Source organism: Lentzea kristufekii (genome assembly GCF_033949925.1).
In the GTDB taxonomy this organism is placed as follows: domain Bacteria; phylum Actinomycetota; class Actinomycetes; order Mycobacteriales; family Pseudonocardiaceae; genus Lentzea; species Lentzea kristufekii.
Window position 1 is genome coordinate 158,794 of the sequence record NZ_JAXAVV010000017.1, and the last position, 22,521, is coordinate 181,314.

General features: G+C 66.7%; 15 protein-coding genes and 1 pseudogene. 13 read left to right on the forward strand and 3 right to left on the reverse strand.

What is annotated here, in order from left to right; all coding sequences use genetic code 11:
* The first annotated feature begins 82 nt into the window (after nt 1-82).
* From SK571_RS30985 to SK571_RS31010, 6 genes are all read left to right on the forward strand, one after another.
* Complete coding sequence (locus SK571_RS30985) at nt 83-3,238, forward strand: lantibiotic dehydratase (RefSeq protein WP_319987616.1); 3,156 nt, start codon at nt 83-85, stop codon at nt 3,236-3,238.
* Nucleotides 3,235-4,446: a lanthionine synthetase C family protein gene (locus tag SK571_RS30990; RefSeq protein ID WP_319987617.1), complete on the forward strand. Its 1,212-nt coding sequence runs from the start codon at nt 3,235-3,237 to the stop codon at nt 4,444-4,446. The genes SK571_RS30985 and SK571_RS30990 overlap by 4 nt, the downstream gene beginning before the upstream one ends.
* A 35-nt stretch (nt 4,447-4,481) precedes the next feature.
* Complete coding sequence (locus SK571_RS30995; protein ID WP_319987618.1) at nt 4,482-5,408, forward strand: thiopeptide-type bacteriocin biosynthesis protein; 927 nt, start codon at nt 4,482-4,484, stop codon at nt 5,406-5,408.
* A 2-nt stretch (nt 5,409-5,410) separates the two neighbouring features.
* Nucleotides 5,411-6,559 carry a hypothetical protein gene (locus SK571_RS31000; protein WP_319987619.1) on the forward strand — a complete coding sequence of 383 codons (1,149 nt, stop codon included), beginning with the start codon at nt 5,411-5,413 and terminating at the stop codon, nt 6,557-6,559.
* A 263-nt stretch (nt 6,560-6,822) separates the two neighbouring features.
* A complete protein-coding gene (locus tag SK571_RS31005; RefSeq protein ID WP_319987620.1) occupies nt 6,823-7,212 on the forward strand; it encodes a hypothetical protein in 390 nt (129 codons plus the stop codon).
* 406 nt (nt 7,213-7,618) lie between these two features.
* On the forward strand, nt 7,619-9,790 hold the full coding sequence (locus SK571_RS31010; RefSeq protein ID WP_319987621.1) for an ATP-binding protein: 2,172 nt from the start codon (nt 7,619-7,621) through the stop codon (nt 9,788-9,790).
* A gap of 21 nt (nt 9,791-9,811) precedes the next feature.
* On the opposite strand, the gene SK571_RS31015 is transcribed toward SK571_RS31010, so the two are convergent.
* On the reverse strand, nt 9,812-10,804 hold the full coding sequence (locus SK571_RS31015) for a carbohydrate kinase family protein (RefSeq protein WP_319987622.1): 993 nt from the start codon (nt 10,802-10,804) through the stop codon (nt 9,812-9,814).
* Between the two features lie 110 nt (nt 10,805-10,914).
* The gene (locus SK571_RS31020; RefSeq protein WP_319987623.1) at nt 10,915-12,060 is read right to left on the reverse strand and encodes a hypothetical protein; all 1,146 of its coding nucleotides are present in this window, start codon (nt 12,058-12,060) and stop codon (nt 10,915-10,917) included.
* A 294-nt stretch (nt 12,061-12,354) separates the two neighbouring features.
* On the opposite strand from SK571_RS31020, the gene SK571_RS31025 reads away from it, so the two are divergent.
* Nucleotides 12,355-15,291 (forward strand): AfsR/SARP family transcriptional regulator, encoded by a 2,937-nt coding sequence (locus tag SK571_RS31025; RefSeq protein WP_319987624.1) that lies wholly within the window; start codon nt 12,355-12,357, stop codon nt 15,289-15,291.
* A 48-nt stretch (nt 15,292-15,339) separates the two neighbouring features.
* Here SK571_RS31025 and SK571_RS31030 read toward each other — a convergent pair whose 3' ends face one another.
* Nucleotides 15,340-15,564, reverse strand: coding sequence for a hypothetical protein (locus SK571_RS31030; RefSeq protein WP_319987625.1), 225 nt, complete (start codon nt 15,562-15,564; stop codon nt 15,340-15,342).
* Nucleotides 15,565-16,005: 441 nt separating this feature from the next.
* On the opposite strand from SK571_RS31030, the gene SK571_RS31035 reads away from it, so the two are divergent.
* From SK571_RS31035 to SK571_RS31055, 6 genes and pseudogenes are all read left to right on the forward strand, one after another.
* Entirely contained in the window at nt 16,006-16,836 is an 831-nt protein-coding gene (locus tag SK571_RS31035; protein ID WP_319987626.1) for a hypothetical protein, read from the forward strand.
* A 271-nt stretch (nt 16,837-17,107) separates the two neighbouring features.
* Complete coding sequence (locus tag SK571_RS31040) at nt 17,108-19,732, forward strand: hypothetical protein (RefSeq protein ID WP_319987627.1); 2,625 nt, start codon at nt 17,108-17,110, stop codon at nt 19,730-19,732.
* A 190-nt stretch (nt 19,733-19,922) separates the two neighbouring features.
* Nucleotides 19,923-20,516, forward strand: a complete 594-nt coding sequence (locus tag SK571_RS31045) for a GIY-YIG nuclease family protein (RefSeq protein WP_319987628.1) — start codon at nt 19,923-19,925, stop codon at nt 20,514-20,516.
* A gap of 102 nt (nt 20,517-20,618) precedes the next feature.
* A pseudogene (locus SK571_RS46450) lies at nt 20,619-20,858 on the forward strand (endonuclease domain-containing protein); the annotation flags it as partial.
* Nucleotides 20,859-20,927: 69 nt separating this feature from the next.
* Nucleotides 20,928-21,677, forward strand: coding sequence for a hypothetical protein (locus SK571_RS31050; RefSeq protein WP_319987629.1), 750 nt, complete (start codon nt 20,928-20,930; stop codon nt 21,675-21,677).
* A 427-nt stretch (nt 21,678-22,104) separates the two neighbouring features.
* Nucleotides 22,105-22,452 carry a histone-like nucleoid-structuring protein Lsr2 gene (locus tag SK571_RS31055; protein WP_319987630.1) on the forward strand — a complete coding sequence of 116 codons (348 nt, stop codon included), beginning with the start codon at nt 22,105-22,107 and terminating at the stop codon, nt 22,450-22,452.
* Nucleotides 22,453-22,521 lie beyond the last annotated feature (69 nt).

Genomic DNA, 22,521 nt, shown 5'->3' on the forward strand with positions numbered 1-22,521 from the left:
CGTCTGCCGTCGGTGCCCCGGTTTGCCTGAGGCGCCGGCGGCAGACGCTGCCCTGACCACCGGGTGAGGAGAGCCGAACGCCATGACCGTGTCCCCGCGCTACCAGCACACAGGCCTCGTCCTGGCCCGCGTCACCACCGATCCCGGTGATCTCGACCCGCCGGCGCATCTGCGCCTGGACGACCCCGCGGCGGTGCAGCAGGAAGGCCGTGCGTGGCTGGCGAAAATGTGGGCCCGCCCGGAGGTACGCGGAGCACTGACGCTGGCCAGCCCCGTCCTCGGCGCTCGTCTCGACCAGATCCTGGGCGACGGCGCCACCGGGCACACCGCCAAGGAGCTACGCCGCGCCGTGCTGTCCGTGGCGTCCTACGTGCTGCGCTGGCAGCGCCGGGCCACACCGTTCGGCGACTTCGCCGGGGTCGGGGTCGCCGGTGTCGGCCCCGCGATGGCCACGGTGGGCACAAGGCACCGGGCCGTGACGCGGGTGGACGGCGAGTGGCTGTCTACGGTGATCGACCGGCTCGAACGCCACCACGAACTGCGCTCGCGGCTGACGGTGGTGGTGGACGACGCGAGATTTCTGCGCGACGGGCGCGTGATCGTCCATCGGCGAGCCGAGGTCGGCGCCTCCACTCCCGGACCGCTACGGGAGTCCTCGGTGCGGCTCACCCGGCCTGTGCGGCTCGTTCTGGACAGCGCGGGTTCGCCGGTCCACTTCGACGTGCTGGCCGGCGAGTTGGCCGCCGCGTTCCCGTCCACGCCCCCAGCCAAGATCGAAGCGCTGCTGCACGGCCTGATCGACGCCGGTGTGCTGATCACGAGCCTGCGGCCGTCGATGACCAACGGTGACGGCCTGGCCCACGTGGTCGGCCTCCTGCGTGCGGCCGGAGCGGACACCCTCGACGATGTCGCTGACTACCTGCGCGAGCTCGACGCGATCGCCACCGACCTCGCCCGGCACAACGACATCGCCGACCCCGATCAGGCGAGGGAGATCCGGGCGGCGCTCGCCGACCGGATGAACGCTCTTGTCCCCGCAGCCAGCTACGCGCTGGCTACCGACGTGCGCATCGACGCGACGATCACCGTTCCCGAGCGGGTGCTCGACGAGGCGGCGCGTGCCGCCTCCGTGCTGTTGCGCACCACCACGCAACCCTTCGGAACGGCGGCGTGGCTGGACTATCACGCCCGGTTCCGCGCCCGCTACGGTCCCGGCGCGCTGGTGCCGGTGCAGGACCTGGTCGCCGACTCCGGTCTCGGCTATCCCACCGGCTTCCTCGGCGCGCCCCGCGCCCGGCCCGTGTGGCGGGTGCTGACCGATCGCGACGCGGCCCTGCTGGCGTTGATCCAGCACGCCACGATGACCGGGGCGCCAGAGATCGAGCTGACCGACACCGATGTCGAGGCGCTGACGGTGGGGGAGCCCGCCGATGTCGTTGCACCCCAACGGGTCGAGCTGGGCGTCGAGGTGCACGCCGCGTCGGTCGCCGCTATCGACCGCGGTGAGTTCGGCCTGCGGGTCACCGCCTCGCCACGGTCCTGCACCAGCATGGCCGGACGGTTCGCCCACCTGCTCGACGAGCACGACCAGGCTCGGCTGGCCGCAACCTACGCCGCAGGATCCGCGCAGCCCGCGTCCAGCCATAACAGGGCGGGCACAGCGGTAGCGGACGTGATGGCGGTCCAGCTGTCCTTCCCGCCGCGCCGTCCCCACAACGAGAACGTGATGCGGGTGCCGCCGCTGCTCGGCAACGTCGTCTTGCTGGCCGAGCATCCCGACCCAGCGCGCCAGGACCTCACCGTCGTCGGGGTGGACGACCTGGCGGTCACCGCCGATGCCGAACAGATGTACCTGGTACAGGTCTCCACCGGCCGGCGAGTGATCCCCCGGATTCCGCACGCGCTGGACACCGCCGTGCAGAGCCCGCCGCTGGCCCGGTTCCTCGCCGAGGTCGCCGACGCGCGCAGCGCGGTGTACCGCGGCTTCGACCTCGGCGCCGCACGCGTCCTGCCCTATGTGCCACGCATTCGTTACGGGCGCACGGTGCTCTGCGCCGCCCGCTGGATCCTCACCGCCGCAGACCTCGCCGTCCGGCCCGGAGCCCACGACGAGCAGAAGGCGTTGCGGGCCTGGCAGCAGCGATCGCGGATACCGGCACGGGTCGTGCTGGTCCACGGCGAGCTGCGCCTGCCGCTGGACCTCGACCAAGAACTCGACCGAGCCCTGCTACACGCCGGCCTGCGGCGAGCCGACCGGGTCGAACTGCACGAGGACGGCCCGCCCGACGGACAAGGCTGGATCGGGCGACCGGCGGAGCTGCTGATCCCGATGACCGCGATCACCCCGGCCGCACGGCCTCTGCCCGCAACCGCGGCACCCGGTCCGGCCCTTCAGCCTGGCGATTCCGCTGTGCTGCACGCGCAACTGGTGGGCAACCCGGCCCGATTCGACGAGATCCTCACCGCGCACCTGCCCCGGTTCCTCGCCGAACTACACGACCCACACGACCCGGACAACCAGGTCGAGGCCTGGTGGGTTCGGCGGCACCGCGACATGCTCCGGCCCGAGACCGATCAACACCTCGCCGTGTTCCTGCGCATGAACAACACGCAGCACTACGGAGCCATCGCCGCCAGGCTGGCCAGGTTCGCGACCGATCTGGACGCGCGAGGATTTCCCGGACACCTCACCCTCGCGCCCTCACCGCAGCATCCCGCCCGCTACGGCGACGGTCCCGCGCTGACGGCGGCCGAGCGGGTGTTCACCACCGACACTGCGGCCGCCATCGCCCAGCTCACCGCCGCGCAGGAGACCGGGATTCCCTCCCAGGCCTTGGCCGCAGCCTCGATGGCGCATCTGGCTGCGGCCTTCGTATCCGATCCGGCGGCCGGCTACCGGACGCTGCTGGACTGCCTGCCGCAGGAACACGGCCCGCTGGACCGGACGCTGCGCGACCACGCTCTCACCCTCGCCGACCCCGACCAGCAGCACCGGGGCGTTCGCGCACTACCAGGCGGTGACGCGGTCGCCGCCGCCTGGCGGGCCCGAGACACCGCGCTGAGCACCTATCGCGATGTTCTGCGCCAGCAGGGGCGAGAGCCGGCTGGGGTGCTGCGCACGCTGCTGCACGAACATCACGTTCGCGCAGTCGGCGTCGATCCGATGTTCGAGAAAGAGACCGGACGCCTCGCCCGCGCGGTCGCACTGCGCCTGCTCGCCACGGCCGGTGACCGGTGACGCCGGGCACGAACCCCGGTCCCCTGGGCGCCGCGGTGACGCTGACCGCCGACGACGTGGCCCGCCAGTCCCTGGCCCGAGGCGCAGCCGGGACCGCGCTGCTGCACATCGAGCGCGCCTGGACCGGGTGCGGCGACTGGTCAACTGCGCAGGCCCACCTCCGCCGTGTCGCCTCCGGCAACGTCGATGCCGACGACGACACCGGCCTGTACTACGGGGCGCCCGCCGTGGCATTCCTCCTGCAGGCCGCCGCCGACCGCCATCCTCGTTACCGCGCGGCCAGCCAGACAATGGACGAGCACGTGCTGCGCCTGATCCGACGTCGCTTGGACAGTGCCACCGCCCGGATCGAACGCGGCAAGCCTGCCGCGTTCGCCGAGTACGACCTGTTCCGCGGGCTCACCGGCATCGGCGCTTTGCTGCTGCGCTACCACCCGCGCAGCGACGAACTGGTCGCAATCCTGCGGTACCTGGTCACGCTGGTCACCCAGCCACACAATGAGGACGGCGTCGAACTGCCGGGCTGGTGGGCGGCGCACGACCCAGACAAGATCGTGCCCACTCCCGGCGGGCACGCGAACTTCGGCATGGCCCACGGCACGGCCGGGTTGCTGTCCTTCCTGGCTCTGGCCACTGTGGACGGTCGTGTAGTCGACGGGCAGCGCGAGGCAATCACCGAGCTGACGCAGTGGTTCGACCGGTGGCGCCAAGACGGTCCGGACGGACCGTGGTGGCCGCAGTGGATCACCCGCGAAGAACTACGTGCGGGCCGCCCGGCCCGCACGCATTCCGGTCGCTCTTCCTGGTGCTACGGCACCGTCGGCATCGCCCGCGCCCTGCAACTGGCCGCCCTTGCCACCGACGATCCGCAACGCCAGCACGCCGCAGAAGACGCGCTGGCCGCGAGCCTGACCGACACCCAGCTCGACCGGATCACCGAGCCGGGCCTGTGCCACGGCATCGCCGGGATCTACCAGACCACCTACCGCGCCTCCCTCGACGCCTCCGGTCCCGGCCTCGCCAGACGGCTCCCCGCGCTGGCCGATCGGCTCACCCAGTTCGCACCACCGGCCGGCGACCAGAACGACGACCAGGCAGACGCAGGTGGGCTGCTGACCGGACGCGCCGGAGTGGAACTGGCACTCGAGACCGCGCGGCGTGGCACGCCGCCTCACACGGGATGGGACGCATGCCTGCTGATCGCCTGAACACCACCAGCCCGACCCCAGGGCCCGCAGTGTTCGTGACCGCCGTGCTGGCGGTTCTCGCCGGTGCCGACCCGCAAACAGTCACGGCACAGCACGATCTGAACCCAGACGACCTCGACGACGCCACACGCGTCTACCAGGCTGCCGGACTCGCGGCGCTGGAACGGCAGCACGAAAACTCCTGGTACCAAGTGCGCATCCAGTTCGCCGACTGGTCGGCCGCCGAGGCGATAGCAACCACGGCACTCAAACCGGCCCTGGACCGCCTCCGTGCCGAAGGAACGATGGCCGGATGGTGGTTTCTGCGCAAATACCCCTGCTGGCGACTGCGGCTGTCCCACGCGGACACCACGGCAGTCGACCACGTTCTCGACGAACTGGTTTGCGCCGGAGCCATCGAACGTTGGTGGTCGACGGTGTACGAGCCGGAGACCGCCGCCTTCGCCGGCACGATCGGCATGGACACCGTCCACGATCTGTTCTGCGCCGACAGCGCGGGCGTTCTCGACTACCTGTGCCAGGACAGCCCTGGACTCGGCCGTCGGGAACTATCCGTCCTGCTGCTGACCGGGCTCATGCGCGCCGCCGGGCTCGACACCTTCGAGTGCGGCGACGTGTTCGACCGGGTCGCCCAGATGCGCCCCGCAACCGCAGACACCGACACAGCCCGCATCGGCAATCTGGTCGACAACGTGCGAGTGCTCTTGTCGATCCCCAACCTGATCGACAGCGACCTGTTCACATCTGGTGGGCCGGTAGCGCACGCCGCACCGTGGCTCGCGGCGCTGCGGTCAGCTGGCCAGCAACTCGGTCATGACGCCGGAAAGGGCCTCCTGAACCGCGGCCTGCGGGCAATCCTCACCCACGTGGTGATCTTCCACTGGAACCGGTTCGGCCTATCAGCCACCAGCCAGGGCATCCTCGCCCGCGCGGCGGCCACCGCCCTGCTTCCCCGGAGCTGACCATGACCACTACGCCGAATTCGGCCACGCTGTCCGCTGTGGTCCGCCGCTTCCCGCTGGTGGGCCGTCCCCGACCCTCCTGCCCGTCCTTGCCCCAACGCGTCGAGCAGATCGCCGACATCGCCCGCGCCGCCGGGCACGACGGTGCCGACCAGTTGTCCGAAGGCGCCCACGCCCTGAACAAGGCGGCGCTGATCGCCAGCGACTGCGGCCTGCCAGACCTGGCCCGCGAACTGTGCTGGCAGCACATCGACCTCTACCTCGCCACCCGCCCGCTCACCGTGCTCCACGCGCGCTACATGCTCGAACCCGTCATCAACCTCGTTCGCCTGCAACTGCGCGCCCATGACGGCGACGAGGCACTGCGGATGCTCACAGCGATCCACCGCGCCGTCCGCTCTGGAACAGATCTCGTCATCGAGGAGCGCACCCTGCCACTGACCGGACTCACCGGAGACCGCGACGAGCGGCACAAGCTACACGAATGGGTTTGGCTACACCTGATCAGCGACGGCGTCCGCGCCCTGACACTCGCCGGACGATGGGACGACGCGGTCGTCCACGCCCAAGCCCACCGTGGGATCGGCTTGCACCTCATGGAGGGACGCCAAGCCGCGATCATGGCCCACCTCATCAGCGGCAACTTGCCGAAAGCGCAGGCGGCACTGGCTGAATGCACCCCGACGCAGCCCTGGGAACTCCAGGTCACGTCCTGTCTGAAGGTGATGTGCGCCAATCCGGACAGCACGTCAAAGCCGCATGACGTCACCGCGATGATCATGCGGTTCATCGAACATCAGCCGATGCCTGGCTACGCCTTCTTCCGCGTGCAACTCGGGCTCTGCGTGGCCGCTCTCGCCGACACGGTCTACCCCGAGGCATCCAGCCGGGTGCTCGTCCAGGTGGCCGACGAGGCGATCGCGTCAGGCGACGGCTACGCCGCTCGGGAAGTTTTGCGACACCACGACATACGAGCCGCAGTGCCCGAGGGTCAGCGCGTAGCGCTCACCGACCTGCTGACCGCCTCCGGCCTGGGAACTGGAGCGATACCGGGATCTCTACGGCAGAGCCTGCTCGACTCGACGCGGGTCTCCGCCCAGGCACTTTGCGTATCGCTGCGCCAACCTGAACAACCAGTCATGCGGTTGTGAACACACCAGACCGAACGCCGCTCTGCCGAACCAGAGCGCGGTCGCGGCGCCCGTAGGGCCTTGGAGGAGCGTCACCCGGCCTGAGCAAGCCAAGGGTGCTGGCTGATGTCGCCTGCCGGTCCGGCGCGGCGGTGTGGGAGCCTCGTCACCGAGTGCGCGATAGGCATTCAGCAGCGCTCGTCCCCCAAGCAGCGCAAAGGTGCACGTCAGAGTCTGGCATGGCTTACGTGCCAGAAGTTGTCCTCTAGCGATGGTGAGACCCGTTGACGGTGCATGACATTCACGCGTTGATCGGCGAGATCTACACGGCGATCGTGCTGACTGAACGCGCGGCGGAAGAAGCGACGCCGATCATGTGGAAGGCCGTTGATCATCACGTGGTGGTCGACGGCGTGCAGATCGGCGAGTTTCGAAGTGCGGGGCACGCCAGGTTCGCAGCGTGGAACGCACCGGTCTACGCGGTGCGGCGGACGACCACAGACCGCATGACCTTGCACAAGACCAAGGAAGTCATCGGCGATCGAGACCTGAGCAGGTATGGCGAACCTGGACTGCTCGACGACGATCCGAACGCGCTGGCCGTGACTCTGGCCGCCGAGACCGTGATCAACTTGGCTGCCGCGTACGACCACGGGTCCGAGTCGCGGCTCTGATGAGCACTACTTGTCACTTTCGGGCTCTCCGGCCGCGGAGATAGGCGGTGCCGTCGAGAGCCTTCGTGAGCGGCGAGAGCCCCTGGTCTCCGCGCAGTGTCCGACTGTCTGCAAGCGCGCAACTGATGCGCCTTCAGCCCACCAACAAGCCCGGCTCAGCCGCTAGCTGGGCGATGCGCTGCTTCACGGCGCACGGCTGGCCGAACGGTGGGCCCGGATCGCACCTGGATGCTCGCGCGGATCCGCGAGTAGCACCTACTGGCTGTGGCTCCGTGGACTAACACCAGCTCACGATGCCTGAGGCTGATAGGTCAGCCGGGTGAGACGTATCCAAATGAGTGCTTCGACGAGCAGGAATACCGTACGGTCGTACCGCAGAGCGCTGTGCGGGGCGGTGAAGACGCAAATGGCGGATGTCGAGTCGGGTGACCAGTCCGGGCGATCACCAAAGGTCAAGGTAGGCAACGAGCTGGCGGGATCATCTGTCAGCGGGGGCGTCGTCCAGGCCGGCATCATCCATGGAGACATCAATCTCGACGCTGGCCCTGGCTTTGAACCTCCTGTGCCGCAGCAGCTTCCGCCGCCACCTACCCACTTCACCAACAGGGAAGCCGAGTTGACGGCGCTGGATTCGATACTGGATCCGGTTGCAGCGCGGTGGGCGCCTGAGGTTGTCGTGGTGACGGGTTCTGCCGGTGTCGGCAAGACGGCGTTGACGTTGCGGTGGGCCGCGGCGCATCGCGATCGGTTCACAGGTGGACAGCTGTTCGCCGATCTGGCGAGTGTCGTCGTGGTGGAACCGGCGTCGGTGTCACGCACGCTCGGCGCGTTCCTGCGGTCGGCGGGCTTCCCGCCGCATCAGATCCCGACCGATGAGTCGGAGCGCGCGGCGTTGTGGCGTTCGTGGACAGCTCAGCGGGCGGTGTTGGTGGTTCTCGACAATGCCCACTCTGCGGCGCAGGTGCGTGGGTTGATCCCCGGTTCGGCTGCGAGTGTGGTGCTGGTGACCAGCAGGAAACGATTGGCGGGCCTGGCGCAATGTGGTGCGCGGACTATCGAGGTGGTGCCGCTGGATTTGCGGTCAGGACTTGAGTTGCTGCGTCGGTCGATCGGGGGACCTCGCGTTGAACGTGAGCCTGATCAGGCTCGGCGGTTGGTGAGTTTGTGCGGTGGTCTGCCGATCGCGGTGTGCGTCGCGGCTGCGCAGCTGTCGTCGCGACCGGTGCGGTCGATCCAGGGGGCGGTACGCGACCTGTCACGGCGGGGCTCGACGCTGACCGCGCTTTCGCGAGGTGAGGAGCTCTCGGTGCGCGCGGTTTTCGACTCGTCCTACCACGACCTGCCCGCCGAGCCGGCTCGGTTGTACCGGCTGGCCAGCCTGCACCCTGGGGACGCCTTCAGCTCTCACGCGGCGGCGGTCCTGACCGACACTCCGCTCCCCGTGGTGACGCGGCTAATCGATGTCCTGGTGGATGCGAACCTGCTGCAGGAAACGAGCGAAGACCGCTATCAGTTTCATGATCTTGTTCGGCAGCACGCTCACGAACAGGCCGAGGCAGCGGGCGAGGCCGATTCCGGTTCGACGGTGCGAACACGGATTTGCGAGTGGTACCTGCGAGCGGCCCGAGCGGCGGTGTTGACCGCGACAGGGTCGCGGCGTCGCAAGAAGTACACGTTCACCACGACGGCGCCCGCGTTCGCACTGCCCAGGGAGTTGGAGTCGGTAGACGGAAGTTGGGCGTGGCTCGATGTGGAACAGGGCAACATCGTGGCCTCGATGAAGTCGGCGAGCAGCGCAGGGCGCCCCGAGCTGGCCTGGCATCTCGCGGATGTGACGCGGCCGTTCCTGCGCGTCCGCAAGGATTTCCAGCTCGCTCAAGAGGTGGAGCGCGAGGGCTTGGCCGCGGCACGGGCGTGGGGTGAGGGGCATGCTGAGCGGAGCATGCTCAAACGGCTCGCCCGGTCCTACAGCGAGCTTGGTGACTACGCGCAGGCAGACAGGTACGCGCGGGAGGCGTTGCGGCTTGCCGAAGCCGATCAGGACTCACGCGGGACCACGAGCGCCCGCAAGGCGTTGACGCTGCTTCTGGTCGATCAGGGCCAGTATGCCGAGGCGGAGAGCCGGCTGCGGGAAATCGTGGACTCCTATCGTGGGCTGGGGAGGATTCGCAGCCGCGCCACGACTGAGATCACCTTGGGCTCGGTGCTGCTGGCGTTGCGCAAACCTGCTGAGGCGGTGCCGTTTCTGGAGTCATCGGTCGAGTTGCTGAGCGATCTTGATCCGCCCGACGAGTACAACCTGGCGCGGGCGCGCGCACAGCTTGGCCAGGCACGTGCCGCCCTCGGCGATCTTGAGGTCGCGGCGCCGCTTCTGGCAGCGGCGCTCGCCGTGCTGGCGAGGCTCGGCTCGCGGTTTGAACAGGCGCTGGTCCACGACGCGCTGGCCGACCTGGATCTGGCTCGCGACGACGTCCTGGGGGCGCGTCAGCATCTGACGACGGCAGCCACTCTCTTGCGCACCTTGGGGTCCGTGCAGGCGGACCGCATCACAGACAAGATCGAGAGTATGGACGGCTGATCTTCATACAGAACAACGCTTCTAGACCCTGTGCACGGTCGGCAACCCATGGCTGCGAACAAGGCGGGGAAGCATGGTTCCGGCGTCGCGGACATCTTCGTCGGGCCCGGCTCCAACCTTCCAGCCCGCGGCGAGGCATCCGTGACGCAGGGCGTCTACCGGATTGCCACTGAGCGCGTAGTGGTGGGCGAACGTGGCGAGCAGCGTGTCACCAGCACCGCTGGTATAGCGGACCAGCCGGGGCGTGGTAGCAGGCACGTGCCACACAGCACGGTGGTAGCGGAGCCCGACAAGTGCTCCTGCGGCGCCCATGCCGACGATGACGACCGGCGTGCGGTAGAGCGACCACAGTCGCCGGATCCAGTCGCTAGGCGGACACGGTAGTTTCTCGTGTGAGCACGAGAGCACGTGCGCGGCTCGCATCCACTCCTCGTTGTGCCGGGACTGGACGGTGTCGATGACGTGCAGATCGGTGATGATCGGTATCGCTCGATCGGCCGCGGCGCTGATCAGCGACCGGGTGAAGTTGATGTTAGACAGTATCGCGAGGTCGGCGCCCCCGGCCGCATCCAGCGCGTGGATAAAGACCTCAGCTGGGTAGCGGCGGTTCACGGCGTCGCGTAGGTCGGTGGCTCCGCTGCGCGTACCGGCGCGGTCGTAGTGCACGACGGCGCGCGGTTGAGCGTCGCACACCTGGGTGGCAGGCCCGAGAAGTCCTGCGCTGCGTAGTCCTGCTTCGGCTAGCTGCCCCGCGGGGTCGCGGCCGATGTAGGTGGCGAACAGAACGTCGCTTCCCAAGGCCTGCAATGTGTTGGCGATGGTCCAGCCGACACCGGACAAGCGCAACGCGATCTGTCCGGGAAGGCGGCGGCTCGATGTGAGCGGAATCGGAAACTCGTCCACGGGGACGGCGAGGCGGACGTTCACGATGCCTGCGACGGCGATGCGGGGCATGGCATCAACTCCTGTGGTGTCGACGGTGCGTACCGCACTGGCCGTGGTGACCGTGCGCACGAGATGGATGAAGGCGAATGTGGTGGCGTGACGGCGTTGTCACGCCGGCAAGACGGCCAGCAAGATGAGGACGGAGGTGGGCCGTCGGGTGACGAGCCGAACCGCGATCCTCAGACTTGCCTCTGCGGCATCGCGACAGGTTCGAGCTGGCGATGCCGTCCCGGCTCGGGGAGGTCGAGCTGGCAGTAGATCGCGTCGCGGAGCAGGCGGACCGCTTGATCTGGTTTCGAGGTCACCGCTGCCGTGATCGCGGCGTAGTCGTCGTCGTCGAAGTGATCGGCCGCAGAGTGGAGCTGCGGCTCGATGGGGTCTGTGAGCCGCAGCCGTGGAGCGCGGTCCGCGAGCAGAGCGTTGGCGGACAACGGCGCTACGTCCGTGTCCAGGCCGTCGACGGTGAGAACGGGCACGCGAGCGCATGCCGCGTAGACCGGGATGGAGCCGTGGTCCCCGATCACGATGTCGGCGCCGATCACGGCGGCACGCCAATCGACCTCGGGTGTCAGCACTGTCAGCCCGGCTCGCCGGTACTCCGACAGCCAGGCCAGGACTTGGCGTTTGCCGTGCCCGAACCACACGCCAGGATGCAGCAAAGCTGCGATGCGAAACTTGCGATTGTCCAGTTGCTGCAACAGTCGCGGCATCAGTTCGGCGCTATGCGCGAACAATGACTGCGCTCCCCACGTAGAGGCGATGAGCACGAGTCGCTGGTCGTCCTCGACGCACAGCGCCTCGCGGTACAGCTTGCGCAGATGCATGCTCGCGAGAAGCTTGTCGTAGCAAGGATCCCCGGCGACAAGGGCCGAGCTCAGAGCTTCCGGGCACTGGGCTCGAAGGATCGACTTGTGCGCATTAGTAGACAGGACAAGGACATCGGCGAGTACGCGGCCGTCTCGCGTGAGGCGCTGAGCGTCCAATCCGTACACCTGGCGACGGGCACGCGAACCCTTTCCAGTCGCTTGTGGTGCGAGCTTGCCGTAGCCGGCGCCGTGCGGAAGCACGATCCGCGGCGCGTGGATCTCACTGAGCCCGCCGTAGGACGCGGTGATGGCGAGGTCGAAGCGTTGCCGGGTAGCTTGCTGCCACGGAACGACAAGGGCTCCCAGTGACCTCAGCCAGTCGATGACGCCGGAGTCGAACACGTCCGGCGCCGGTGTGAAGACCACCTGAATGCGTTGATCGGTTTCGATGTGTTCGACTACGTCGAGCAGCCGCTGGCCGCTCGGCAGGGTGTGCACGACGACGAGCACCGTGCGCAACCCAGCCAGGGTGACCCAGCGTTCCGCGCCGACACCTATCGGCACCCTGACCCAGTCTGCTTCTCCCATTGCGCCCCCTTGACCCCCTGGTTGTCCCCTCTGGATCGAAGAGTGCTGGCCTGATTGGACTGAGCGGTTGCAGAGCGCTGGACAGCTCGTTGGACACCGCCCAAACCGCCCACTAGGAGTAATTTCGACTTTTCCTAGCGTGATCATCCCTGGTCGCGGCTACTGTGGATCGGGCGTTCATGCGGCGGTCAGGGTGAACAGCTGGGCATGGAGAGGGGGTCTCGCATGCAGATCACACTGCTGGGTGAGGTCGGCCTCGTACTGGACGGTGAACCTGTCGTGTTCACCTCCAGCAAGGAGCGCTACGTGCTCGCGGTGCTCGCGTTCATGGCGAACAAGCCCGTCAGCGTGACGACGCTGATCGACGCCGTGTGGGACGTCCCCGCCGCGCCGGACAAGGCGCACAAGAGCTTGCAGAGCTACGTCAGCAGGATCCGCGGGAAGTTCAGGGCCGACGACATTCCCGCCAAGATCGTCTTCAGGACCGAGTCGTATCTGCTGGAGATCGACCCGATCCTGGTGGACTACCACCGCTTTCTCGACCTGCACGCGCAGGCACGCGCCGAGGTCGACCGCGGCCGATTCGAAATGGCGGCCGCACTGTTCGACGACGCGTTGCGCCAGTGGCAGCACACGCCGTTCACGGGCCTCAGCACGCTGTGGGCCGACCGGCGCCGGCAGGCCATGAACGCCGACCGCCTCACCGTGCGCTGTGACCGCATCGGCAACGAGATGCGCCTGCACCGCTATGAGCTCGCCCTCAAGCACATCGAGGAGCTGCTGGAGGAGGACGAACTCAATGAACGGCTCGTGCGGCTCAAGCTCGACGTACTCGCCGCCTTCGGCACGTACCGAGAGATCACCGACTACTACCGCACCGTCTATCGGCGCACGATCGAGGAGTTCGGCGTTCCGCCGGGCATCGATCTCAACGAGCACTACGAGCACATCATCAACCTCACGAAAACACCGAAGCCCCGCCCCGCAGAGCCGGTCGACGCAGACGGTGTCGTCGCCAGCGCGCCCCTCATCGCAGGGCAGGTGACGGCTGCGCGGCCGCCTCGCCAGCTTCCGCCGGATCTGCGTGATTTCATCGGCCGCGCGGAGCAGCTGTGTGCCCTCGACGTACTCGCTCCCGCAGACACAAGCCTCGACGACTGCATACCGATCGCCGTGCTGCACGGACCGCCTGGGATCGGCAAGACCGCGCTCGCTACTCGCTGGGCGCACCGCGCGGCCCACCGCTTCCCCGACGGCCAGGTCTTCTTCAACCTCCACGGCCACGGTCCCACCCGCCCCGCGGACCCCGCCGAGGTGCTGGGCAATCTACTCGTCGCCTTAGGCTGCCCCGCCGACCATCTCCCGGCCACCTCCGCGGAACGAACCGCGCAACTACGCACGATGACCGCTGACAGGCGCCTGCTCATCGTGCTCGACAACGCCGCCGACTCAGAACAAGTCCTTCCTCTTCTTCCGTCCAGTGCCAGCTGCATGGTGATCATCACCTGCCGCAGCCGGCTGCACAGACTCGTCCAGCAGACCGGCGCCCACGACGTCGACGTCCGACCGCTACCGCTTGGCGACGCGCAATCCCTGCTGGCCCGGCTGACCCCCAAACGCAGTGACAGCACCGCCCAACTCGACGACGCGCTCACGCTGCTCGGTGGCTTCCCGCTCGCGGTGCGCATCGCGGCCAGCAGACTCAACGAGTACCACGCGACACCGCTGCACGAGCTCGTCGGTTCGCTGCGTGACCGGCTGGCTGATTGGAGCGGCGGAGACGGCGACTCCCCCAGCCTCAACGCACTGTTCTCGTGGTCCTACAACCAGCTCCCCCCGGACGTACAACTCGCGTTCCGGCACATCGGCGTCCACAGTGGACCAGACTTCGACACCGGCGCCGCCGCGGCCGCCAGCGCGTTCACCTACCTGGACGCCCAGCGAACACTGGAACACCTCGCGGCAACTCACCTGGTCGAGCCCACCGAGCTTCACCGATACCGCGCACACGACCTGCTCCGCGCCTACGCCGCTGGCCTCCTGCGCCAACACGACGAGTACGACGACGCGCTCGATCGGCTCCTGGACTGGTACCTGCACACCGCCAACAACGCCGACATGACAATCGCACCACACAAAGATCCGCTACCGCTGTCCGCTCCAGCCGCGGCGGTTCATCCGCTCAGCTTCCGATCCGCCACCTCCGCGATCGCGTGGTTCGCCAGCGAGTGCGCCAACCTCGTTGAAGCGGTCCATCAAGCTCATGACGCCGGCCGGCACGGACTTACTTGGCGGCTGGCGGCAGCGACCCGTGATCAACTGGGGCGACACGCCCGCTACGGCGACAGCAAAACCGTCGCCTCGCTCGCTCTCGCCTCAGCCCGCATCGCAGGAGAACAACGAGGAGAAGCCGCAAGCCTCAACGACCTGGCACTGGCACACCTGCACATCGGCGACATCACCGAAGCAGGCGCACTGTTCTCCCAAGCGCTCACACTGGCCAGGACGATCAAAGATCATCCCACCGAGGCGACCTGCTTGCACAACCTCGCCGTCTACCACCGCAACGCTGGCGAACACGACCACGCCCTCGACCTTTTCCACCAGGCACTGCGAGCCCGGCAGTCCGCGGCGGACCTCTACGGGCTCGGATTCACCCACCACTCGATGGCGCTCACCTACAGCGCCACACAACGGTACGACCAGGCCGAGCACCACCACCAACTCGCGCTCACAACCTGGGCACCCATCGACTGCGAGTACGGCAAAGCCATCACGCTCACAGCATTGGCAGATCTCCGGCTCGCCACCGGCGACCCGCTCCGCGCCATCGACTCCGCCAACACAGCCCTGATGATCCACCAACCCGCGAACGACGTCCTCTACATCATCAAGACCCAGCTAACCCTCGCGAACGCTTACGCCGCGATCACACGCTTCACTGAAGCGAGTCACTACGCAAACAACGCGCTCGAGCTCGCCCGCAAGGCAAACAACACCGCGCTGATCGCCGACGCGCTACACGGACTCGGTCATGTCTATCAGGCCTCGGGGGAACACGATTCGGCCAGAAAAGCATGGAGCCAGGCCCTCCAGCACTACAAGAACATCAACTCTCCACATGAGTCGGCTGTTGCACGGCTGCTGGATCCGGCTCCGTAGTCGCCCCCCGCAGCAGTCCAAACCCGCGGTGGCAACCGCTTCGGACGCTTAACCTTCCACGTCTTCGGGCTTGGTTGCGCTTGCCCTCCGCCGAGCGGGCCAGCGCTCCCGACGACGGGGCCGCGCGGGACCCGGTTCCTTGTTGAGCGCGCGGATAATCTCGGCTCGCTGTTCGGGCTTCGTTCCGCGCAACGCCACGATCATGATCACCACGCGTGCGGCGACCACGCCGAACAGCGCGAGCGCTCCCGTCGCGCCGATGTTGGACCACATGGTCACCTCCCTACTGTGCCTTCACCTTGGTAGTTCGCGGTTCTCTCATGGGGGCTGCACACAGCCGTCTGTGGATAACTCACGACCTGTGGACAACTTGGGATCAAGCGTTCGGCTCACGCTGCGGATTCTGCCCAGTCCTGCGGTGCTGCTGATCGAGATCAGTCGATGGAGTGAACCGTCACTCGATCGGACCAGCTTCGGGGCCAAGACTGCTGATCGATCCGTGTATCTGTCCAGGCAGAGGACCCGAATGGACGACGTCTCTTAGTGACCAGCCACATTCAACCCAACCTGAGAGATCAGGAGACGGACGACGTCAGGCCGCGGACTGGCCGATGCGGTTGACGAACTGCTGGCCCAGCCGGCGAAGCTTGCGGTGCACGTGTTCGCCGTACTTCTCCGGCAGGCCGCAGCTGGGGTCAGGTCTACGATCTGCCGGTGTCTCGCGCCGCGCTGGTCCAGTTTCCCGCATTTCGGCACCACGAAGCCTCCCGAGAAGGTGCCAACAACGCGATGATGGCGCTCCTGGTGGGTGCCCAGGTGTCGGCGCAGTTCCTTGAGCTCACCCGTGAATCGCCGCGGCCGCTGTCGGAGATCTTCCCTACGATCCCTCACGTCGGACGGTTCGATCTGCGCCCTGACGCCGCCCAAGCCATCCTGCAAGGAGCCGAGGAACACTTGGGGGCGATGGCTGTGCCTCAAGCGCTGGCCATCCATGAGGGTTTCATCCTGGACTGCCTTGAGCTGCTCGGTGCGGGTTCAGCCAGCGCCTGGAAGATGCACGACAAGCTCGCAACGCAGGCTGGCGGCACCTTCGACGCTGACCGGATGAGCCGGTTCCACGTGCTCCGGGAGATGCGCAACGCGATCATCCACCGCAGCGGCGTCGTCGACCAGCGCCTGATCGACAAGATCAACGAGCTGACCCCCGCTGGGGAGGCCGCGTGGTGCAAGCACACTGGCCGGTCGCCGCGGGGACTCCAACTCGGTGACAGCGTCACTTTCCTGCTCGGCGAGCTCGTGGAGGCTCTAGCCACGACGAAGGCTCTTGCCCGCGAAGCGAACTGGATGTTGATCCCCGCTGTCTCGTCCGCGGCATGGGCGGACGTGATCGTCGAGGACCACCTGCAGCACACGCCAGCCGGCCTCAACCCGACCAAGCGCCGCAAGGCGATCCTCGGGTTTTGCCGCCACCACTACCGGGCGGTGACCGTGGCCGAGGCGGACCTCAAGGCGGCAGCCGCTGCGCGCGGAGTCGACATGGCATAGCAAGAGGCCAGGCCCCAAGGGACCTGGCCTCTTAGCAGGAAAAAAGGGGCTTTGCTCGTTAAGCTACACCGACTTCGTCGTGCTCGGACTTGCACCGAGAACTTCCTGCTCCGGTTCCGACGGTAGCAGACGACTTCCGGCCACCGCACGTCATTTGATGCACCGAGGTAGGCGAGCAGCCCGACACAGCCAACGAGCCGACGCCGCAGCACGTTCTGGGCCTTGGGCTGATCAGTCAAAATGCGTCGGACTCGATCGTTACGCTTGCGCGATGACTGACAGCCTGCGGCCCGGCGACCTCAGCGGACTGGCCGAGTCCTCGCTCGCAGCGGCCGGAGAGTTCGTCGCCTTGGCAGCGCTCGCGCGATCGAGCCAGAATCCGGATCCCGCTGTCGCTGCGCTGGCCGCAGCCTCTCGCGACGAAGTCGCCTTCACGTGGCTCTGGGCCCTGGTGCGGCAGTCGGAACAGCGGTGGAGGCCCGCGAAACTACCCGGCGGCATCGCCGTCCCCGACGAACTCCATCAGCAGGTCACGGAGTTCATCTGCAGCGCCCCCTCTGGTCTCCCTCAGCGGCAGACCACCCTCGCAGAGGACGCAGCCGCCCGCCTTCTCACAGCAATTGGCGGAACGCCCCTAGGATTGAATATCGCGCGAGCCACGCTGTCGGAACCCCAAGCACCCTCAGCACGCGTGAGGACCGCCGCGTGCGACCTGTTGGGGGCCAGCACCGACCCTGAAGGCCGTGTCCTCGTGCGAGGACTGATAGCGAAGGTCACGGAGCACAAGCGTGCGATCGAGCTGAGCCGACTACACCCGCCCTACTCTGAGGAGGAGCTCACGGAGTTGCTGTCGGCACTGGCGCACATCACCAATCGACCTGTCGAAGAGGCCGACTTCAAGACGGTCGCAACGGTGGCAGCGCGCCTGCCTGACACCGCTCTCGCGGAGTTCCTCGCGACCGACTGGAGCCTGCCAGCGAACAAGCAGAAGATCATGCAGTTCGGCCTCGTGCAGAACCTCGGCGCAGCACGGCTGCAGGCCGTGCTCGCCCATCCCGTAGGCGAGGCAACGACGCGGCTACTGCTCTCCCACGCACAGAATCTGCCGGCGGCCGATCTTCCGGAACTCGGCTCCTACACCTTCAGTGCTTTTCCATCAGAGTGGTCCAAGCCGATTTGGAACAACGTCGCACAGAACATCCACTTCGCACGTCAGCACCGAGCGGCGCGCCGCGGCCCTGCGCTGGAGGCGTTGTGGACGTTGACCCTGGCATCGTCTGACGACCAAACCTCTCAGTGGCTAGCGGAACTGCTTGACAGCGGAGACCTAATCGCAGAGGCCCGAGAACACACTGCCAACGCCGCGGCTACCGCACGCCTAGGAGCGGTCGCTGCGGCACTGCTGCAACGAAAGCCGAACGAAGCATGGGCCGAGGAGGTCGCAGCCACCGCCAGCGAGCTAGGCGACGACTTCTACGCTGGGCTTGGCGCGCAACTGCCGCACGACACCCGACTTCCTGACGTCCTGCGGCCCGGCATCATGGCTTCACCCGTGGCGATGGCAGCCCTTGCCAGAAACGGCTTCGCCACTCAGCTTGTCGAGTGGGCCGACACAGCCGCGGCAGCGCTGACTCTGCTCGACGCAACACATTCCGACCTCACCGATTCCGAGATCCTCAGCCTGCTCGCCCGAACCAACTGGGCCACGATCGGAACCGACGCCTACGTCGAACTCTGCCAGACACTGCACGATCGGTTGCCGATCCTGGCTCACGAACTGGAGCTCGCCGTTCAGTCGCTGACCGGCCCTGAAGCCAGCGCAGCACCGCCAGAGGTACTCGCGAAGCTGTTGACCCTCGGGCTACACGCGGGACTACGTCACGACCTGGGAGACCAAGCCACAACAGACGCCGTCACCCGCCTCCTGGACCTCCCCGCCACCCAGGTGGTCGACGCGGCATCCGCCTGGGTACGTTCTCTCGACCTCAGCCCCGACGACCACGACTGCGACCCCCACCGGGTCCGCACTGTCCTGGAGGCCGACAACCAGCGAGGAGGAACTCTTCCCTCGCTCTCCGCGCTCCGCACCGACCTGGCCGCCCGACTGAGCGACCTGGCCCAGAACACCGACTTGGAAACCCCACAGCGGGTAGCGCACCTGTTGCTGGCAGCCGAGGTCGACCCCGGCGCTGCCCGCGCCGCCGCTCTGCTCCTGGGCCGTGCCATCAACAACAACCTTCGGACCGCTGCCGCAACCGTGCTTGCCGAGACACAGGGACACCCAGACGACCTCGATCACATCCTCGAACTGCTGAACAACGAAACACGCCAAGACATCCGCCAACTTCTGGAAGCCGCGAAGCACCGCATCCACTCCGGCACCATCGGGGAAGCACTCACCGCGCTCACGGACCTGGTCAACATGCCTAAGGGTGACGCTCGAATCGATCCGCTGATCCTGATTCCCGACGCCTCACACCATCAACGCTTCATCCACTGGGTTGACAGGGCGCGCGCACGCGCCGACAACCAAGACGACCCAGGCGAATTCATCGCAGCCGTGATCAACTTGGCCGATCAGATGGTCGACTTCGTGCTGATCTCCGCCACAGACGCCGGCGCCAACACAGGACTCAAGCCCGAGCACGTACAGGCCCTGCGCGACAACGGAAGCAGCCGGCTCGATGTCGGAGCCCTCTTGATACGCCAGCAACTCCAGCAATTGTTCAGCTGGTTCCCCACCTGCTTGACGCTGCGCCGGAAGCGCACCGCTCACCCGTCACCCCTTGGCACCACTCAGCCTCACAACCTGGGCCCCAACGACCTGATCACCGCCAAGAGCCTGTTCCGCGACATCACCGAAGGCTGGATCGACGACATGCACCGGTACAACTGACGCGCCCCTCGCATGTACGCATCTTCAAGTCCAAAAGGGATAGTCTGCGAGGGCGGACTCTTCGGAACCTGCACAACAGCGCAAGGGCTGGCCCTGGCCACCCGGCTTACCGCGAGCGGCCCGCGCCTGGCAAGGCGCGGTCGTTGTGCGCCCTGATCGTGGCCCAAAGTCAGATCGATACTGTTCCACCGTGCCAAAACCTCCCCGACAGCGGAAGCGACGGCCGAGACCCGACCTCGGCGCCCGCGGCTACCTCTACCTGCTCCAGTTCAGCAATGGGGTCATCAAAGCCGGCAAGACAACCGACGTCGCGGCCCGCCAAGCCGAGCACGAGAATGAAGCCGCTCGCTACGACATCTCGGTCGTCAACCGCTGGAGCTCGCCGTTGCACGACGACGTGGCAATCCTTGAACGCCGCTTGGTCGCAGTGCTCGGCAGGATCGGCCAGAACACCAAGGCGGGCAGGGAATACTTCAACGGTGTTCCGTTCAGCGTCGCGTTGCACCAGGCGACGAACATCGACAAGGTAGCGAGTCAGCGCTGCTGCTGCGGCAAGTGTGTTGAGCCGCTCGATATTGGACGCGTTGGCGCGTTGGTAACAGAGCTCGGCGACGAAGAGGTCACCCTGAGATTGGACTGTGGCTCGCTGATCCGCGCCGAGTTCAACGATCCGGATCTCGGGAGTGGCGGACAGCACCCGTTAAGCCTGAACGACCACATTGACGTTCAACTCGAGCCGACGCCGTTCAACGGCGTCTGGACGGCCTACTACCTGGCACGATGAGACGTCCAACGAGCGTTGGACGCCGGCACTGTGAAGGGCCACTTCGCTGTAAGGTTGAGTGCGCTGGCCGAAATTGTCGGTGCCGTACGGTACAAGTCGTTCGTGATCGAGCCGCCACCAATAGCATCGGGGGAGCCCTCGGTTCAGCCGCCACGACCAGCATGCTGGTCGTGGACTCCCGAGGCGATAGGACACCAGCCGGCGACTGAGTGGCAAGTCCTCCGAAACTGGCACCATGGGCGCTGCGCGATGTGTGGGGACCGCCCTAGGCGGCTGGTCGAGGACCACGACCACGCCACCGGGCTTACCCGCGGATTCCTCTGTCAGAGCTGCAACATCCTTGAGGGCTACGGCAACGAGCACCTTGGATTCGCGTTGTACCGAACTCGGCCACCGGCTGCGATCCTCGGCATGTCGCTGATCTATACCCGTTGGAGTACACAACGCGAGAAGCTGCGGCCTCCGTTCGAGCTAACAGGTGGCGGAAGTTGCAGCCTGCTGGTGTCGGCCGCGATTCACGCTGGGTACGACGAACAAGACGCTGACGCGAAGGCCCGGCAGTGGGCATCCGTACCGGCCAGTGCCGAGCACCTCGACGCAGCTCGGCACTGGCGAGAACACGCTGTCGGCGCCGACCGAATCTTGCTCGACATCCTTGGGCAGCCCTATGCCTGGACACCGGGCCAGGACTGGGCGCTGGCTCAGCTGCGCGGACATATCAACCGTGGAGAGCTTCGGGTTGCACAGTTTGACCTCAGCGACGCGCGTCCGGACGAGGAGGTTGAACTGGCTCTCTACCGCCTGCTTGGCGACGATTCCAGGCCCCGCGTTCGCGCAGACGGCAGTGCGCACCTACGGTTCGACAGTTCACGGCGCGTGGAAGTGCGAGACCCCGGGAACCTGACCGGCAACCCCGAGGAAGCCGAACTCGCGGCCCTCGGGCCCTTCAAGCTGGAACTCGGCCGAGTCAATCCATCTCGGGTGCTGTACCACCTGCGATCTCTCAACGCCGTTGCCAGGTGGCCACAGAACCGTGGCTGGCTCTTCATTCTGCTTACGTGGCCGCAAAGTGAGCCTCTGCGCGTTGCCGCAGATGACGTTCTGCCGGGGGTAGAACTCATCGCCAACTACCTGCACATGAGCGAGCACGAAGAGGCGTGACCCGCCCACGCGCAGTCGATGTAGCGTCTGCGCAGCACTCGCTATCCCCTATCGGAGAAGGAAGGGGACGGGATCCGCCTGACTGCGGCCAGCTCGCACCGCAACCAGGAACCAGATGCCCAGTCGATCGAACGCGCGTATGACGCCAGCTTGGTGACTTCCGCTTGTGACTTCCCGCGAGACTGTCCGTGTACAAGGCTCTGTTCGGACACAGTGCTCGTGGCGACCAGATCGAACCTGCGGAACCAGCGAAGGCATTGGCGCTTCTAGGAAGCATCAGCCGCGACACTGCAGGAGGAATGTTCCTCACGGAGGTTTCCGCGCAAATACACGCCCAATGCAACGCGTTCGCAAGCGGGTGCGCGCCGGGCTGCTAAATTGTAGGAGCCCAATCAATTCACAACCAATCCTTGCAGGAGTAATCCGAATGGCACAGAAGGTTCTCGTCCAGCTCATCGACGACCTGGACGGCGCTACGACCGATGACATCGAGACTGTGCAGTTCGGGCTCGATGGCGTGACATACGAGATCGACCTCAGCGCAGGAAACGCGGGCCGGCTGCGCGATGGCCTGGGTGACTTCGTGGCCAAGGCTCGCAGGACCGGTGGTCGCGCCAAGCGTGGTGCCACTACCCGGACGATCGTCGGTGAGGCGCGGAGCAAGGAGCAGACCAAGGCAATCCGCGAATGGGCACGCAGGAACGGTCACGAGCTGGCCGATCGAGGCCGGATCCCGGCTAGCATCATCGACGAGTTCGAGAACGCTCACCGGTGATCGCATGACCGCCGCACCAGGCCGGAATCACCCACTCCGATTGGGCCGTACCCGGAGTTCTAGCCGCAC

What these genes read in the sequence shown, in the direction of transcription:
- SK571_RS31010 (WP_319987621.1), top strand. Translation starts at nt 7,619, where the DNA reads ATGGCGGATGTCGAGTCGGGTGACCAGTCCGGGCGATCACCAAAGGTC.
- SK571_RS31040 (WP_319987627.1), top strand. Translation starts at nt 17,108, where the DNA reads ATGACTGACAGCCTGCGGCCCGGCGACCTCAGCGGACTGGCCGAGTCC.
- SK571_RS30985 (WP_319987616.1), top strand. Translation starts at nt 83, where the DNA reads ATGACCGTGTCCCCGCGCTACCAGCACACAGGCCTCGTCCTGGCCCGC.
- SK571_RS31000 (WP_319987619.1), top strand. Translation starts at nt 5,411, where the DNA reads ATGACCACTACGCCGAATTCGGCCACGCTGTCCGCTGTGGTCCGCCGC.
- SK571_RS31050 (WP_319987629.1), top strand. Translation starts at nt 20,928, where the DNA reads ATGTCGCTGATCTATACCCGTTGGAGTACACAACGCGAGAAGCTGCGG.
- SK571_RS31030 (WP_319987625.1), bottom strand. Translation starts at nt 15,564, where the DNA reads ATGTGGTCCAACATCGGCGCGACGGGAGCGCTCGCGCTGTTCGGCGTG.
- SK571_RS31055 (WP_319987630.1), top strand. Translation starts at nt 22,105, where the DNA reads ATGGCACAGAAGGTTCTCGTCCAGCTCATCGACGACCTGGACGGCGCT.
- SK571_RS31025 (WP_319987624.1), top strand. Translation starts at nt 12,355, where the DNA reads ATGCAGATCACACTGCTGGGTGAGGTCGGCCTCGTACTGGACGGTGAA.